The sequence below is a fragment of the Thermodesulfobacteriota bacterium genome (assembly GCA_036397855.1).
Taxonomy (GTDB): domain Bacteria; phylum Desulfobacterota_D; class UBA1144; order Nemesobacterales; family CSP1-2; genus DASWID01.
The window spans coordinates 1-14,948 of record DASWID010000029.1 but is presented as its reverse complement, the minus strand read 5'-3'; the positions used below and the strand labels follow the sequence as shown (position 1 = coordinate 14,948).

Here is a 14,948-nt window from a genome sequence, read left to right as displayed (position 1 = left end):
ATAACTCTGGCCGGTAAGGTTACTGAATGCATTGAATGTCACTCTGTGTCATCGTCTGGGACTCAATATATTATGACTAACCCTAAATGAGTAACGTTGTGATAAATTGTGAATTTATATGACGAAGAACACTGGGCCTAGGATTATCGCGTTGGTATTATGTTAGGTCTCGCACTTATTACAAAATAATTGGAAAGTAGTATAAGGGCACCTCCCACCATAATATCTAGACCAATGGGTTGATCAAGAAATAAAGCTGCGAGTATAGAAGCACTAATAGGCTCCGGTAATAGAAGTATCCCTGCAACAGAGGCTTCTATCTTTTTGAAGCCTCTGTAAAATAATAAATGTGGTATTACCCCACCAATCGAAGCATATACGACGAGATAGAGCAGAAATACTATCGGCAAATTGACACTTATGCTTGTTTTAATCGCGTAGGGGGAAAAATAATAAAAGACCGGCCAGAGTAACATAAGCCAAATTACTGAGAAGGCAGTAATACAGTTAATTGAGCACGCTATGATGGAAGGAGTTGACCCTATGTCCATGCGTTTTGCCCTAAGTTCAATGTTGGACAGCGGTAGAAATCCCCATGACCGCCCTTATAATATCTTCAGATGGCTCATGAAACAGTATGGAACTACGTCTAAACGGACAGCTCCACAAGCATAGAAAGGAAAGGATGGTTTTTCAATTGAGATTCAATGATGCTTCTATCACAGCTTTTTTACGCCTCATAATGCCCCATTTCTTACTCCTGTTCTCTATCAAATTGATTCGATTTGGTTTAATATTATTGATCCCCAAAACCACGGGTTTAGTTTTGACAAATAGCGATACAGAACCCAGGGATATGGATCTCCAACTTGCATGTTTCCAGTTGTTGAAGTCATAAGAAAGAAATAGAAGAGAAATCAACATATTAGAATCTGACTCGTTTTATGTTCTTCATACTCCAGCTATCATGAAAAATTCTTCAAAGCTTCTCAAAAAAGCAAAAAAACAATGGAAAAGGATGATGTCACACCCCTTCTTAATAGAGACCGGAAAGGGAACAATCAAGAGAGAAATCTTCGACTTCTGGGTTACTCAGGATTACATTTTTGCTCGAGAGGCAATTAGGTTTCTGGGAGCGCTTGAACTAAAATCGCCTGATTATGAGATATCTCTCGCGCTTGCAGATGCATTCGTGGCTTTAAAGCATGAACTCCATATGTTCGAAAACTATATAAAAGGGAGTTCATTAAATGTTGAACCGACTGTTGTTTGTAGATCATATATAGATTTCCTAATCACTACAGCTCTTACAAAGAGTTTTGAGGAATCCTTTACCGCCCTTTGGTGTGCAGAGAAAGGGTATTTTGATTCATGGAACAGCGCAAAAAAATTGTCAAAGAAAAATAATCCCTATAAAGCTTTTATCGACTGTTGGACTAGCGATGAATTTAAAAAATACGTTAATTGGATTGAGAACACCCTTAATCGACTTTTAAGAGGAATCCCGGAGCGGAAGTTAAGATCTGTTGAGAAAACATTTCTCATTACTGCAAATTATGAGTGCCAATTTTGGGATATGGCATATTCACAAAATTTAGAAGGATCTAATTTACTTTACTAAACTTACTCGTTTGTAACACCATGAGTGTTGGAACGCACAAAATAAACGATAAAGAATTAGGTTTCATTCATCATTTCATACCTTCTTCAAAAAAGATAAAAGGAGTGATTTTATTACTGCATGGAACTGGTGGAGACGAAAACTATTTAATTAATCTGGGCAGAAAAATTTCTCCTGGAGCCGCCATTCTTACTCCAAGAGGAAATGTTTTTGATAATGAATCAAATAGATTTTGTTTGAGATCACCTGATGGGGTATTTGATATCGATGACGTCAAACTGAGAACAGATGAATTAACTGATTTTATAGTAAAAGCATCTAAGCGCTATAAATTTGATGTAAATAGACTTTCAGTCATTGGCTATTCAAATGGTGCAAGCATTGCTGCCAGTGTTATTCTAACCCATCCCGGCATTATCAAAAGGGTAGTTTTATTTCATCCAGGATTGCCGCTTATACCACAAATACTTCCCGATTTGTCATACACCCGGGCGTTGATTACATACGGTGAGAATGACACTATCGTACAGCCAGATGAGTCTTTAGAGTTAGCCAAACTCTTGAAGCATTGTGGAGCCAACGTTGAAACATATCGGCATGGGGGACACCACGAGCTTGTAAAGGATGAGATAATCACCGCAAAAAGATTTTTGGAATCTTAGTTCCATTTAATATATTATTAAGAATTATCACTGACTGATATACTATGTCTTCAGAAAGAAGTCCGAAATTCTCTATTGGTCAATTAGTACACCATAAGATGTTTGACTACCATGGTGTAATTATAGACGTAGATGACGTTTTTAAGGGATCGGACGAATGGTATTCTATAGTAGCACGTAGCCATCCCCCAAAAGACAGGTCTTGGTATCACGTATTGATGTATGGTACTTCAGACCGAACATACGTTGCAGAGAGAAACCTCGAGCCTGATAAGTCAGACGAGCCGATTAACCATCCTGAGATAATTGACTTCTTTTCTGATTCCGTTCAAGGACTATATCTCCCTGAAAGCATTAATTAGTAAAACAAATCATGATTTATTTGTCGATAAATATCAACTCAATATTGACGTTTAGAATCGAGTAAAAAGGAGTCACAAAAATGACGAAAAAGGTCACAAAATCAGATAAGGAGTGGAGGGAACGCCTCACCCCTGAGCAGTACAACGTAACTAGGGAAAAGGGTACCGAAAGACCGTTTTCAGGTGAGTATAACGACTCCAAAGAAGAAGGTGTGTATAAGTGTGTGTGTTGCGGTGCCGAGCTGTTCAACTCCGAGACAAAATTTAAATCGGGAACAGGATGGCCCAGTTTTTGGGCTCCTATTAACGAGGAAAACATCAAAAAGGAATTAGATAATAGCTTTGGAATGCAAAGAATAGAAGTAATGTGCAATAAGTGCGATGCCCATTTAGGGCATGTTTTCCCGGATGGACCCGAACCAACGAACTTACGCTATTGTATCAATTCAGTCGCGCTGGAGCTTGAAAAAGAAGAATCGAAGTCAGATTAAGAGCAGCCTCCTAAACTGAACTCCCCCCAACCATTGCCTCCAGTCTTGCTATTCTCTCTTCGATAGGAGGGTGGGTACTAAACAGTGAGGCAAAACCACCGCCGAAAAGCGGACTAACTATGAGCATGTGAGCCGTTGATTCGGCTACTTGTTCATTGACCCGCAGGGGTATTCTGCCCGAAACCTGCCCTAGTTTTCTCAGCGCGTTAGCGAGATATAATGGATTACCACAGATTTGGGCACCACCTTCATCTGCTCCATATTCCCTTGTGCGTGATATCGCCATACGTATAATCATGGCTGCAAGAGGGGCGACTATCATCATGACAAGCAGTGTAAAGATATTCCCTCTGCCTCTTTCACTTCCCCCGGCTCCCCCAAATATCGCTGCCCACTGCGCCATGTAGGCAAGATAGCTGATTGCCCCCGCGATAGTCGCGGCAATAGTACCAATTAGAATATCCCGATTCTTTACATGGGTAAGTTCGTGGGCCAGGACACCTTTTAGTTCTTCACGGCTGAGTAGTTTCAGTATACCGTTTGTTACGGCTACAGCGGAATGCTCAGGATTTCTACCCGTTGCAAATGCATTAGGAGCTTCTTGTGGTGTGATGTAGACTTTGGGCATAGGAAGACCGGCGTTTTGAGCCAGTTCCTGTATGATATTATAGAGTTCAGGTGCTTCAACTTGGGTAACCTCTTTTGCACCATACATGGATAGCACGATCTTGTCACTCCACCAATAACTGATGAAGTTCATGACTCCGGCAATGATTAATGCGATTAGAGCCCCGTTTTTACCCCCTATGGCACCGCCTGCCCATATTAGTATGACGGAAAGTACTGCCAAAAGCATAACGCTTTTTAACGTATTCATACAGAATCTCCTCGAAATCTAATAAAATATGACCTTAAACATAATACCTGAACATTAATCATTTTGTATTGGTTTTCAAGTATTCACCATCATAATTATAATGATTTCTGTGATATAGACTTTTGCGCTGGGCCACATTGCCTTTGTCTCTGCGCTAACCAGTACCCTATGATGGAGAGAGAAGTTAATTAAGGGACAAGGGATGTTATAAATTGAGATTCAGTAATTGATCTTAGAGCAGTAATTATCTGATTCTCATTTTTTTTGTTCATTACTATATCCAGAAATTCTGGCAAGCTCTTTCAGGGATTTTGCACCAAGGTAATATTTGCCGCCTATTTCCCACGTTGGATAACTTGTTACGCCCTTAGATATGCAAAGTGAGGGATCGGCATTCTTTCCTTTTGGATCGCACTCCACATAGTTGATAAATTTAAAAGCTGTTCCGAAAAAGTGCTTCTGTGCCAGACAATGAGGACACTGGAATGACCCGTACATGGCGGCGCCAATTTCTCTAAGGTGAATTGCGAGGGCTACTTGATAATTATTTGCGGTAGTCGCCCTAAGTTCCCCATTAGATTGGAAAAAGATCGAACCTGAGATTACGAGTATAACGATCAAAATACTAATCGATAAAATTTTTGCAACATTTGCCCTGATGTTTATTGGTTTTTTAAACAAAACCGCTATAAAAATAGCTGTTATAACGATCGCCGAAAGTAAGCAGAAAGAACATATGGCTTTTAGAACGAATATTTCTACATATGTAAGATAAATTGAAAAAACCAAACCAGGCAAGGATATGAAATAAAGCGTCAACCATTTTATTCGATCTGATATATTTGAAACAGCAATAAGGAACAACGCAAAGAAGCCTATTAAACCTATCAGTGATACAGGGATGCCAACGATCGAGGAATAGGCGCTCAATCTCACAATATCGCAGCTCGAGCCCGTAACGCAAAAGCTTGTTTCAGCCTTGTTATAGTAGAGATAAGTGAGATAAGTTCCAACTATGAAACCAATAAAAGAAAGAACCATAATGACCGCTCTTGACTTGTCCTTGCCATTCATACTCATCTAACATTATATATAGAAATTATTCATCATAAAACTTTTTCCCCTGGCTCAGATAATCCTGAAGAAGATTCGATGGTATAAAAAGTTGGTCGAGTTTAGATGATAGAAACTCCAGCTTCTTAATTGTGTTTTCGATACCTAAATTATCGATGAACTTGAAAGGACCACCTAAAAATGACGGGAATCCAACCCCAATTACAGCACCAATGTCTCCATCCCTTGGACTCCTTATTATCCCATCTTCAAGACATTTGACCGCTTCATTTATGACCGCTAATGAGAGCCTTTCCTGTATTTCGAGCTTTGGGAAGTATTCTCTTGATTTTCTAAATGGTAATAATTTATAAATGGATTTATTCACTATTTTTTTATCATTGTAGTATGAGTAAAAGGCTTTTCTGTTTTTTACCTGTTTATCCGCACCCTCAAACAGGATATCAAGCTTGGAAGCAGCCTTAAACCTCTCCCCAAAAGCCTCATACATGGCGTTTGACGAGCTGATAACATCATCGATTCCAATTTTGTCCATGAATGTAAAGGGACCTTCCTGAAATCCCAATTCAATCATAGCGTTATCAATCTCTTCTATTGAACCTACTTCGCTGAGGAGGTGTATGGCTTCATTTATATACGCGAATATTACTCTGTTAGTGAAAAAACCAGTCTTGTCCTTTACTACTATTGGAATCTTTCCGATGTTTTTAGAAAAATCGAGTACCGTAGCAATTGTAGCTTCCGAGGTATCTTGTGTTATAACGATCTCAATTAGAGGGTTTTCGTAGATTGGCATTGAAAAATGAATTCCAATGACATTATCCAATCGTTTTAGGTGATTGCATACCTTAGTTAATTGAACAGCACTAACATTTGAGGCAATTACGCATTCCTCACTTATCACGGATTCAACTTCATTTAAGATATTTCGTTTCACCTCTGATTCGTCTCGAATAGTATCGAATACAATGTCTGCCCTTTTAAATCCTGAATAATCATTGGTACAACTAATTAAATCGAATCTGTTTTCCAAACCAAACCTCGCACTTTCGCCTCTATTGCATTTATTCTTAAAATATTCATAACAGTCCTTTAATGCCTTCCCTATGCTTGATTCATCTTTATCCATCAACCTAACTGTAAAACTATTATCGGCAGCCATCGCTGCAAGAACGGAGCCAATTTGCCCTCCACCAACTATACCAACCTTTCTAATCTTCCCTGGCTTGATATCATTCGCTCGAACGACGGGATCATGCTTTAAATCGTACGCACCAAGAGATAAATGGATCAGATTGTGCGATACCTCACCCGATGCAAGCTCACCGAAGTAAACCGACTCGACATGTAGTCCTCTATTGAAGCTGGAATTTAGCCCAACTTCCATAGCTTCAATTGACATTATCGGAGCCAGATTTCTATTGTTTGTGTTGACCAATGCCTTTTTTCTTTTCTTCTTAAGCAGAAAATTCCTTAAAATGGAATTGCTATAAAAAACCGTTTTCAATCTATTACTTGCTCGTGAACGCTTTGATCTAATCTTTCCCTTTATTATTTCGAGCGCTCGCATTTTCCCTATATCCAATAATGCCTCATTGGGTACTATTTCGTCTATGAGCCCAATTCCCCTCGCCTTTTGAGAATTAATGGTCTTTCCTGTAGCCATTAAATCAATGGCAGACGATGCACCTACCTGGAGTGGCAGTCTTTGTGTTCCGCCTCCTCCGCATATTAAACCCAGTTTTATATCGGGGAATCCAAAAAGTGTATTTGGCCCATCTGTCGCAATTCTATATTTGCATGCGAGGCATATTTCTAACCCTATACCAAAACAAGCTCCATTTATGGCTGCTAAAAATGGAATCCTGGATTTCTCGATTTTTTCTATTACTTCCTGTATTCTAAGGCTATAAGATCTACCTTCGTCGGCTGCTTTGAATTTAAAGAGTTCTTTGAGATCCAATCCTGATATAAAATAATCCTGCTTCCCGCTTATGAAAACTATTGCTTTTGTTTCTTTTTCTCCCTCTATCTTCCTCGTTTCATTTTCTAGCTCGCTTAATAAATCTTCGATTTCTATCATATGCTCCATGGAAAGTCTGTTTTCTTTTGTGTTAGGAGCGTCAATTGTCACTATCCCAATTTGTTTATCGTCTACTTCAAACGAACATATTTTCATTTAACTGTCCTGATTAATTATTCTCTCTCAAGAATCATAGTGGCACCTAGTCCACCGGCTGCGCAGGATGTAACGATACCGAAGTTTTTACCACGTCTCTTCAATTCATTCAAAAGGGTAATCGTTAGCCTGACTCCCGTAGAACTAAACGGGTGGCCAACTGCAATCGAACCGCCCAGTACGTTTAACCTATCAAGATCAATTTCTCCAATGGCTTCGCTTCTCCCTAGTCTATCTTCAGCGAATTTTTTAGATGAAAATGCATTTAAGTTTGAAAGAACTTGCGATGCGGATGCCTCGTGCATCTCTATTAAATCAATGTCATGCAACCCAAGACCGGCCCTCTCCAAAGCGATGGGGGTTGAATAAACAGGCCCCATGAGTATCTGGTCTTTTGGAGATTGTGCAGAATAGGCAAATGACCTGATATACCCAAGCGGGTCATACCCCATCGCTTTTGCCTTTTCCTCCGACATCATAAGTACTACGCTCGCACCATCTGAAAGTGGAGAGGAATTGCCTTCTGTGACAGTACCATAAATTTTATCGCAAATCGGTTTTAGTTTGGACAGATCTTCCATTCTTATATCTTTGCGAATCCCGTTGTCAAACCTCACTGCAGTTGAAAAATTGGGTGGGATGAATAAGCTAATTACTCCTTTTTGAAGCCTTGTATCCTCTGTAGCCTGAAAGGCAAGTTTATGGCTGCGCAACGAAAATGCATCCTGATCATAGCGGCTTATATGGTGTTCTTTAGCGATTTGTTCGGCATAATTAGCCATGGATATCCCTGTGGATAATTCGGCGATCTCCTGGGGATTTGGGATAAAATCATTAATTCGCAGCTTAAACAATTGTTGAAGTTTTCTTATTGGGTTGTGGGTCTTCGTGTACTCTTTGAAAATTGTTCTAAATCTCTTAGTATACAAAATCGGCATGTTGGAAATCGATTCTGTTCCTCCTGCTACAACAACATCATAATTACCTATCATTATACCCTCGGCTGCATTTGTAACAGCTCGGATTGATGATAAGCATGCGCTTGAGAGGGTATAAGCTGGAACATCGATCGGGATGCCAGCACCAAGTGCAATCTCTCTGGAAAGATTTGATGTTTCTGTGACTGGTATTGCTGTACCAAATATTACTTCGTCTATACTTTCAGGATCAACTTCAGAGCGGTTTAAAAGTTCGATTGTTACCTTTTTACCTAAATCTAAAGAAGATAGATTTTCTATTAGCGTTCCAGATTTTATGAACGGGGTCCTGAGTCCATAGACAATAGCTACTCGCCTCCCGTTTCGGCAGAGGTTATTCAAAAGCGACTCCTTTGAAAATAACGTATTATTTTATACGCACTTGAAGATAGAACAAATGATATTTAACTATAAAGTTAAAATTTAGATGAATTAACCTCGGTTTTGAAAAAATAATTCTATTGGACTATAATGTAGGAAGGTAAATGCTCTATCGGCAAAAGAGAGAAATTTGTCGCTAGGGCATTTAGTTTTAATTGCCTGATTAATTCTAGTATAGGGGACTTGATTCAAAGGTATCATTAAAATGAAAAATATTACCAAGCTTAGACAAACAAACCAAGATGAATCATTGAATATTACGCTTTCAGACAGCTACAGTAGAGTCAGGCAATTTTCCGAAGAACTTACTAGACCTCTTGAAACTGAGGATTATGTCATTCAGTCAATGCCGGACGTTAGTCCAACTAAGTGGCATCTGGCTCATACGAGCTGGTTTTTTGAAACATTTGTTCTATCAGAAGTAAATCCTAAGTACAGATCACCTCACCCACAGTTTAATTTTCTTTTTAACTCATATTATTTTCAGGTCGGTGAAAGGCATTGTCGTCCAAAGCGAGGACTTATATCGAGGCCCACAGTTGAGGAGGTTTTCAGATACAGACGCCACGTTGATCAGAATATTTTGGAATTTCTTGAAATTTCAAATGAGGAGCAACTGAGAGGGATTGCTTCGGTTATTGAACTAGGTCTCCATCATGAGCAACAACATCAGGAATTAATGCTGACCGATATCAAACATGTGTTTTCTGAAAATCCACTTCGACCTGCTTATATGGGTAAGGAGCAGAAACCTTCGGATCCACTATTACCTGAGATTGATTGGATAGAATATCCAGAGGGTGTATATGCAATTGGTCACAATGGAGAAGGTTTTTCATTTGATAATGAAACTCCAGTGCATAAGGAATATGCTAATCGATTTAACCTCGCCTCTAGGCTTGTAACCAATCGAGAATATCTCGAGTTCATAGAGGATGGAGGTTATAAGAGGCCCGAGATCTGGCTTTCAGACGGATGGAACACGGTTGAGGCAAATAACTGGACTGCCCCATTATATTGGGAGGAAAAAAATGGCAGTTGGCAATATTTTACGCTTTCAGGTATTCGCGACATCGCACTAGACGAACCGGTATGTCATGTGAGTTACTATGAGGCTGATGCATTTGCACGCTGGGCCGGCGCAAGGCTCTCAACTGAGGCCGAATGGGAAATTGCCGCATCCAATCTATCCATAGAGGGAAATTTTGTAGAAAATGAGAATTATCATCCTATGGTCATATCAGCAGAGACAAATAATAGCAAACCAGAGCAGATGTTCGGAGACGTGTGGGAATGGACAAGAAGTGCATACGGACCCTATCCTGGATACACAACACTTCCAGGGGCAATAGGTGAGTACAATGGGAAATTCATGTGTAATCAGATCGTACTTAGGGGCGGTTCATGTGCTACCTCCAGGTCACATATTAGAAAAACATACAGAAATTTCTTCCCGCCAAACGCAAGATGGCAATTCATGGGAATCCGACTCGCAAAAGATGCAAAATAACCTTCATGAATTACATAAAATTGATCCACAAGAAGAAGATCTTTTAGCCGAAGTGCTCGAAGGTCTGGGTCTACCCCAGAAAAAACTCCCCTCCAAACTCTTTTATGATCAACGGGGCTCTGAACTGTTTGATCAGATTTGTAAGCTTGAAGAGTATTATCTGACTAGGACTGAGATGTGGATCATGAATCGTTATATTGATGAAATTTCGGAATTGATTGGGGAGAACTGCTTGCTAATAGAGTTGGGCAGTGGTAGCAGTACGAAGGTTCGGTTGCTGTTAAATCACCTAATTGATCCCGTTGGTTACATACCTATAGATATTTCTTCGGAACATTTGGTTAGATCTTCGGATTCACTAGCAATGGACTATCCCAGAGTTAAGGTCATCCCTGTCTATGCTGATTACACACAGCCATTTGATTTTCCAGATATTTCATTTGATTACTCGAAAATGGTTGTATATTACCCAGGCTCTTCGATTGGAAATTTCACGCCGAGATATGCAGCACGCTTTATATGCAGCATTGCTAAGAGGTCTGGGAAGGGAAGCGGATTGCTAATCGGAATCGATCTCAAAAAGGATAGAGGTACCTTAGAGGCTGCTTATAATGATAAACATGGGGTTACCGCAGCATTCAACTTGAATATTCTTGAAAGACTCAATAGGGAGCTTGGAGCAGACTTTAATATGAGCCGGTGGAAACATCATGCTTTTTATAATGATGATGAAGGAAGAATAGAAATGCATCTGGTAAGCGTGGAGGATCAACGAGTAAATGTGAATGGAGCGCGGATAAAATTGAGAAAAGATGAAACTATATTGACGGAATATTCTTATAAATATACAACCGAAGAATTCGAAAACCTGGTTAGCAATAGTTTTGAATTAGCTAAGACCTGGACAGACCAAGATGAAAAGTTCAGCATACAATATCTCACGGCTCGCTAACTATACATAAGGCCAAGAATTTACACGAATAAATTATACTACTTCAGGATACATAAGATGTGGTATATGTACCATGACTCGAGACCTCCTCAAACAGGGATGGCTCTGACTTTGTAAGCCTTAATTCAGCAATGGTACTCACAGATCATAAGAGCAATTTAGATCAGCTTCTAAACAACCTTCTCAGAAACGAGTATGGAAACATTCTATCTGCATTTACGAGACTATTTGGAATTGAATACCTCGAACTGGCAGAAAAGATCATTGACGAGGCCTATGCAAAGGCAAGGGCTAATTGTCAATCCAAGGGGTATCCAAAAAACGCGAAAGGCTGGCTATGGAATATAGCAAAGATTAGAGGCAGTGAAATACTGAGGCGCGAAAACAAACTGTATGATAACGATCTAAACATGAACCAGATAAGCGGGGAGGAATTCAAGGCACTTATCAAGCTTAACGATGAACTACTCATAGATAATCAGATTAGAATGTTATCTGTCTGCTGCCATCCATCAATCCCCAGAGAGTCACAGGTTACGCTTACGCTTAAGTTTTTAACTGGTCTTAATAATCAAGAAATTGCAACTGCTCTCTTTGCAAATGAATCGACTATTGCGAGGAGGTTACACGAAGGTAAACAGAGGATAAAAGGGCTTAAGACTGAATATGAACCGCCAAGAGAATCCGAACAACATGAAAGACTCGAAACAGTCCTCGTGATTTTAAATCAGATATTCACGCATGGATATAAATATTATAGTGGGAAAAGTCAGAGCACCATTGAGTTATGCCGTGAATCAATCAAATTAACAAACATTCTACTTGATCATCAGCAAACCAATAGACCCCAGACGCAGGCACTTCTCTCATTTATGTTGTTTGAAGCCTCAAGGTTGCCCGCGAGATTCGATGATGAAGGTAAGGTCCTCCATTTGCGAGAACAAGATCGTTCATTGTGGGATAAAAAGATGATAAATAAAGGGCTATATCATCTCGATATATCCGCGAATAGTGATATTATTTCTGAATATCACCTCAGGGCCGGAATTTCAGCATGCCACGCAATCGCAGATAGTTATGAGAAAACGGACTGGGAAAAAATCCTTTCACTCTATGAAAACTACTTGAAGCTGAACAATGATCCTGAAGTTAACCTTGAGAGAGCCATGGTTTTTTCTAGTATCTATGGGGCAAGGAAAGGCATAAATGAAATCAAAAGAATTCGCGGATCTAAACAACTCGAATCAAATCACCTACTTTACTCAACACTGGGCAATCTATATTTACAGTTAAACAAATACAAAGAAGCACTCGAGAATTACAAAAGTGCTATGAAACATGCAATTGCAAAAGATGATCAATCATTTTACAGGAAAAGGATTGAAATTTGCCAAAATCGAATAAAAATGACCGATAGATACAGACATCAAAAGTCCTTCTGAATAATCTAGCGACTCAATGATAAAGCTTCATAACATTTCAAAAACATTTGGCAAAATCGAAGCACTTCATACCACTACTTTAGATATCCAACCTCAAAGCACGACTGTTCTCATAGGTCCAAGCGGTTGTGGTAAATCTACCCTACTGAGGCTGATAATGGGACTTATCAAACCAGATAATGGGAATATATATGTAGAAGGCGAAGGGCTCAACCCCCAGAATTTAAAATCAATCAGACATAAGATGGGATATGTAATTCAGGACGGTGGTCTTTTTCCGCATCTTAATACAAGAGAAAACGTTTCACTGCTGGGCATTTACCTTGGTTATGAGAAAACGCAGATCGAGGGTCGAATAAACGAGCTTTGCGAATTAACGAAATATCCGGCTGATGCATTGGACAGATATCCCTCACAAATCTCGGGCGGACAGAGGCAACGTGTGAGCTTAATGCGGGCCCTGATGTTGGATCCCGTTATACTTTTGCTTGACGAACCCCTTGGAGCACTAGATCCGTTAATACGTTTTGAACTTCAAAACGATTTAAAAGAAATATTTAAGATACTGGGCAAGACCGTGGTGATGGTTACGCATGATATCGGTGAAGCTGGATTTTTTGGAGATAAGATTGTCCTACTTAGGGATGGCATAATCATCCAAGAGGGAACCATAAATGACTTATTAAAGAATCCATCTCAACCTTTTGTAACTGAATTTATAAAGGCACAAAGAAGCCCATTGGAATCTTTAAACCACGATGCATGATACATGATGCACGATCCATGTACGGGATACAAGATACGTTATTGAAGTAGGGGCGGACCCCTTCGATGCACTCAGGACGGGCTTGCTGGTGGATCTATTTTGAAAAATAAATCTATGAATATCCTCATATCTTTTCTTTCTCGCGAATTCGATTCTCGTGTGTCAATGCGAGCCGATTTTATTGGCGAAGCAATCTCATTCTTTAGATTTTTTTCACGAAATCCTAAAGTATTCTGCGCCTTCTGTTCCACCTATACGCATCTATCAAGAATCATCATATTCTTAAGGAATCTCCTCCCCCTTAAAGGGGGAGGACTAAGGTGGGGGTCACTGTGGAAAAAAGGACGCTTCGTCACGGAGACCCTGCTGAGTACGAGCGGAGTAACTCCTAGCCATAAAATTGGTTGTGTTTTGTCATTGCGAGCCGCTTATGGCGGCGCGGCAATCTCATTTATAAAGATTAGGTATTTATTATTCATCTTGTTAGCGGTGTTTGCAGCTAAGGCTTTTGCAAAAAGCGAAATAAAAGTGGGTTCGAAAAAGTTCACAGAATCCGTGATACTGGGAGAATTAGTATCTCAACTGGCTCGGAGTGCTGGCGATGATGTTCAATATCGAGAGGAGGTTGGAGGAACCAGGGTGCTTTGGAACGCCCTTCTAAGAGGTGATATTGATATTTATCCCGAATACACGGGAACCATCATTGAGGAGATACTATCCAAAGAAAATGTTTCCGACCAGAAAGAATTAAGAAATGCTCTGTCCGAAAAAGGCATTCTCGTAAGCGAACCGTTAGGGTTTAATAACACCTATGCCCTCGGAATGAAGGAGGAGGTTGCTGAAAAACTGGGCATCACAAAGATATCAGACTTGCTCAGGTACCCCAACCTGAAATTTGGTTTTACAAATGAATTTATGAATCGCGGGGATGGCTGGCCAAGTCTCAAACATGTATATAACCTGCCGCAGAAGAAAGTTAGGGGATTGGACCACGACCTTGCCTACAGAGGAGTTGAAAGCGGTGATATCGATGTAGTTGATCTGTATTCGACTGATGCAGAGATCGAATACTACAATTTGAGAAGGTTAATGGACGATCTTAACCACTTCACGAACTATAACGCAGTCCTACTTTACCGTTCTGAACTAAAGGAACAAACCCCTGAGGGGCTCAAAATGATATTGAAGCTTCAGGGTAAAATCTCTGAAGAGGATATGATTAAAATGAATGCACTGGTAAAGATAAACGGAGAGCCGGAGGCTGCTGTAGCGGCGAAGTTTTTGAAGAAGAGTTTAGACATAAATACGCATCCAATAACGGACTCGTTTTTAAATCGACTTTGGCATAACACGCTCCAGCATCTTTTTCTCGTTGTAGTCTCCCTTTCGGCCGCAATTCTGATATCAATACCGCTAGGAATTTGGGCTCACCGAAACGAGAGGCCAGGTCAAGCTATCCTGGGCATTGTCGGGATAATTCAAACCATCCCGTCCCTCGCCTTGCTCGTTTTTATGATCCCACTACTGGGAATCGGTGCAACACCCGCAATTGTTGCACTATTTCTCTACAGCCTGCTTCCCATTGTTCGTAACACTTATACAGGCCTACATGATATTCCATCCAATATCCGAGAATCAGCCGAGGCGCTTGGTT

14 protein-coding genes are annotated in these 14,948 nt (G+C 40.1%); 9 read left to right on the top strand and 5 right to left on the bottom strand.

Annotated elements, in window-relative coordinates; translation table 11 throughout:
- Window positions 1-143: 143 nt before the first annotated feature.
- A complete protein-coding gene (locus VGA95_02240) occupies window positions 144-476 on the bottom strand; it encodes a DMT family transporter (GenBank protein ID HEX9665355.1) in 333 nt (110 codons plus the stop codon).
- Window positions 477-967: 491 nt separating this feature from the next.
- On the opposite strand from VGA95_02240, the gene VGA95_02235 reads away from it, so the two are divergent.
- The 4 genes from VGA95_02235 (at window position 968) to msrB (ending at window position 3,136) form a co-directional block, all read left to right on the top strand.
- Complete coding sequence (locus VGA95_02235; protein ID HEX9665354.1) at window positions 968-1,621, top strand: hypothetical protein; 654 nt, start codon at window positions 968-970, stop codon at window positions 1,619-1,621.
- 20 nt (window positions 1,622-1,641) lie between these two features.
- Window positions 1,642-2,283, top strand: coding sequence for an alpha/beta hydrolase (locus VGA95_02230; GenBank protein HEX9665353.1), 642 nt, complete (start codon window positions 1,642-1,644; stop codon window positions 2,281-2,283).
- Between the two features lie 44 nt (window positions 2,284-2,327).
- Window positions 2,328-2,645 (top strand): heat shock protein HspQ, encoded by a 318-nt coding sequence (gene hspQ, locus VGA95_02225; GenBank protein HEX9665352.1) that lies wholly within the window; start codon window positions 2,328-2,330, stop codon window positions 2,643-2,645.
- 80 nt (window positions 2,646-2,725) lie between these two features.
- The gene (gene msrB / locus VGA95_02220) at window positions 2,726-3,136 is read left to right on the top strand and encodes a peptide-methionine (R)-S-oxide reductase MsrB (GenBank protein ID HEX9665351.1); all 411 of its coding nucleotides are present in this window, start codon (window positions 2,726-2,728) and stop codon (window positions 3,134-3,136) included.
- 10 nt (window positions 3,137-3,146) lie between these two features.
- Here the strand turns inward: msrB and htpX are convergent, their stop codons facing one another.
- The 4 genes from htpX to VGA95_02200 all read right to left on the bottom strand — a co-directional run bounded on the left by htpX (window position 3,147) and on the right by VGA95_02200 (window position 8,585).
- Window positions 3,147-4,013, bottom strand: a complete 867-nt coding sequence (htpX, locus tag VGA95_02215) for a zinc metalloprotease HtpX (protein HEX9665350.1) — start codon at window positions 4,011-4,013, stop codon at window positions 3,147-3,149.
- 255 nt (window positions 4,014-4,268) lie between these two features.
- Window positions 4,269-5,087, bottom strand: a complete 819-nt coding sequence (locus VGA95_02210; GenBank protein HEX9665349.1) for a vitamin K epoxide reductase family protein — start codon at window positions 5,085-5,087, stop codon at window positions 4,269-4,271.
- Between the two features lie 25 nt (window positions 5,088-5,112).
- Complete coding sequence (locus tag VGA95_02205; GenBank protein HEX9665348.1) at window positions 5,113-7,266, bottom strand: 3-hydroxyacyl-CoA dehydrogenase NAD-binding domain-containing protein; 2,154 nt, start codon at window positions 7,264-7,266, stop codon at window positions 5,113-5,115.
- Window positions 7,267-7,283: 17 nt separating this feature from the next.
- The gene (locus VGA95_02200; protein HEX9665347.1) at window positions 7,284-8,585 is read right to left on the bottom strand and encodes an acetyl-CoA C-acyltransferase; all 1,302 of its coding nucleotides are present in this window, start codon (window positions 8,583-8,585) and stop codon (window positions 7,284-7,286) included.
- A 244-nt stretch (window positions 8,586-8,829) separates the two neighbouring features.
- Here VGA95_02200 and egtB point away from each other — a divergent pair, with 244 nt between their 5' ends.
- The 5 genes from egtB to VGA95_02175 form a co-directional block, all read left to right on the top strand.
- Window positions 8,830-10,134, top strand: a complete 1,305-nt coding sequence (egtB, locus tag VGA95_02195) for an ergothioneine biosynthesis protein EgtB (protein HEX9665346.1) — start codon at window positions 8,830-8,832, stop codon at window positions 10,132-10,134.
- Window positions 10,124-11,086 (top strand): L-histidine N(alpha)-methyltransferase, encoded by a 963-nt coding sequence (gene egtD, locus VGA95_02190; GenBank protein ID HEX9665345.1) that lies wholly within the window; start codon window positions 10,124-10,126, stop codon window positions 11,084-11,086. The genes egtB and egtD overlap by 11 nt, the downstream gene beginning before the upstream one ends.
- A gap of 131 nt (window positions 11,087-11,217) precedes the next feature.
- Window positions 11,218-12,528: a DUF6596 domain-containing protein gene (locus VGA95_02185; GenBank protein ID HEX9665344.1), complete on the top strand. Its 1,311-nt coding sequence runs from the start codon at window positions 11,218-11,220 to the stop codon at window positions 12,526-12,528.
- 16 nt (window positions 12,529-12,544) lie between these two features.
- Window positions 12,545-13,294, top strand: a complete 750-nt coding sequence (locus VGA95_02180) for an ATP-binding cassette domain-containing protein (GenBank protein HEX9665343.1) — start codon at window positions 12,545-12,547, stop codon at window positions 13,292-13,294.
- A 99-nt stretch (window positions 13,295-13,393) separates the two neighbouring features.
- On the top strand, window positions 13,394-14,948 hold a 1,555-nt coding region (locus VGA95_02175; protein ID HEX9665342.1), incomplete at its 3' end, for a glycine betaine ABC transporter substrate-binding protein.

What these genes read in the sequence shown, in the direction of transcription:
- egtB (HEX9665346.1), top strand. Translation starts at nt 8,830, where the DNA reads ATGAAAAATATTACCAAGCTTAGACAAACAAACCAAGATGAATCATTG.
- VGA95_02240 (HEX9665355.1), bottom strand. Translation starts at nt 476, where the DNA reads ATGTTACTCTGGCCGGTCTTTTATTATTTTTCCCCCTACGCGATTAAA.
- VGA95_02230 (HEX9665353.1), top strand. Translation starts at nt 1,642, where the DNA reads ATGAGTGTTGGAACGCACAAAATAAACGATAAAGAATTAGGTTTCATT.
- VGA95_02205 (HEX9665348.1), bottom strand. Translation starts at nt 7,266, where the DNA reads ATGAAAATATGTTCGTTTGAAGTAGACGATAAACAAATTGGGATAGTG.
- htpX (HEX9665350.1), bottom strand. Translation starts at nt 4,013, where the DNA reads ATGAATACGTTAAAAAGCGTTATGCTTTTGGCAGTACTTTCCGTCATA.
- msrB (HEX9665351.1), top strand. Translation starts at nt 2,726, where the DNA reads ATGACGAAAAAGGTCACAAAATCAGATAAGGAGTGGAGGGAACGCCTC.
- VGA95_02180 (HEX9665343.1), top strand. Translation starts at nt 12,545, where the DNA reads ATGATAAAGCTTCATAACATTTCAAAAACATTTGGCAAAATCGAAGCA.
- egtD (HEX9665345.1), top strand. Translation starts at nt 10,124, where the DNA reads ATGCAAAATAACCTTCATGAATTACATAAAATTGATCCACAAGAAGAA.
- VGA95_02210 (HEX9665349.1), bottom strand. Translation starts at nt 5,087, where the DNA reads ATGAATGGCAAGGACAAGTCAAGAGCGGTCATTATGGTTCTTTCTTTT.
- VGA95_02185 (HEX9665344.1), top strand. Translation starts at nt 11,218, where the DNA reads ATGGTACTCACAGATCATAAGAGCAATTTAGATCAGCTTCTAAACAAC.
- hspQ (HEX9665352.1), top strand. Translation starts at nt 2,328, where the DNA reads ATGTCTTCAGAAAGAAGTCCGAAATTCTCTATTGGTCAATTAGTACAC.
- VGA95_02235 (HEX9665354.1), top strand. Translation starts at nt 968, where the DNA reads ATGAAAAATTCTTCAAAGCTTCTCAAAAAAGCAAAAAAACAATGGAAA.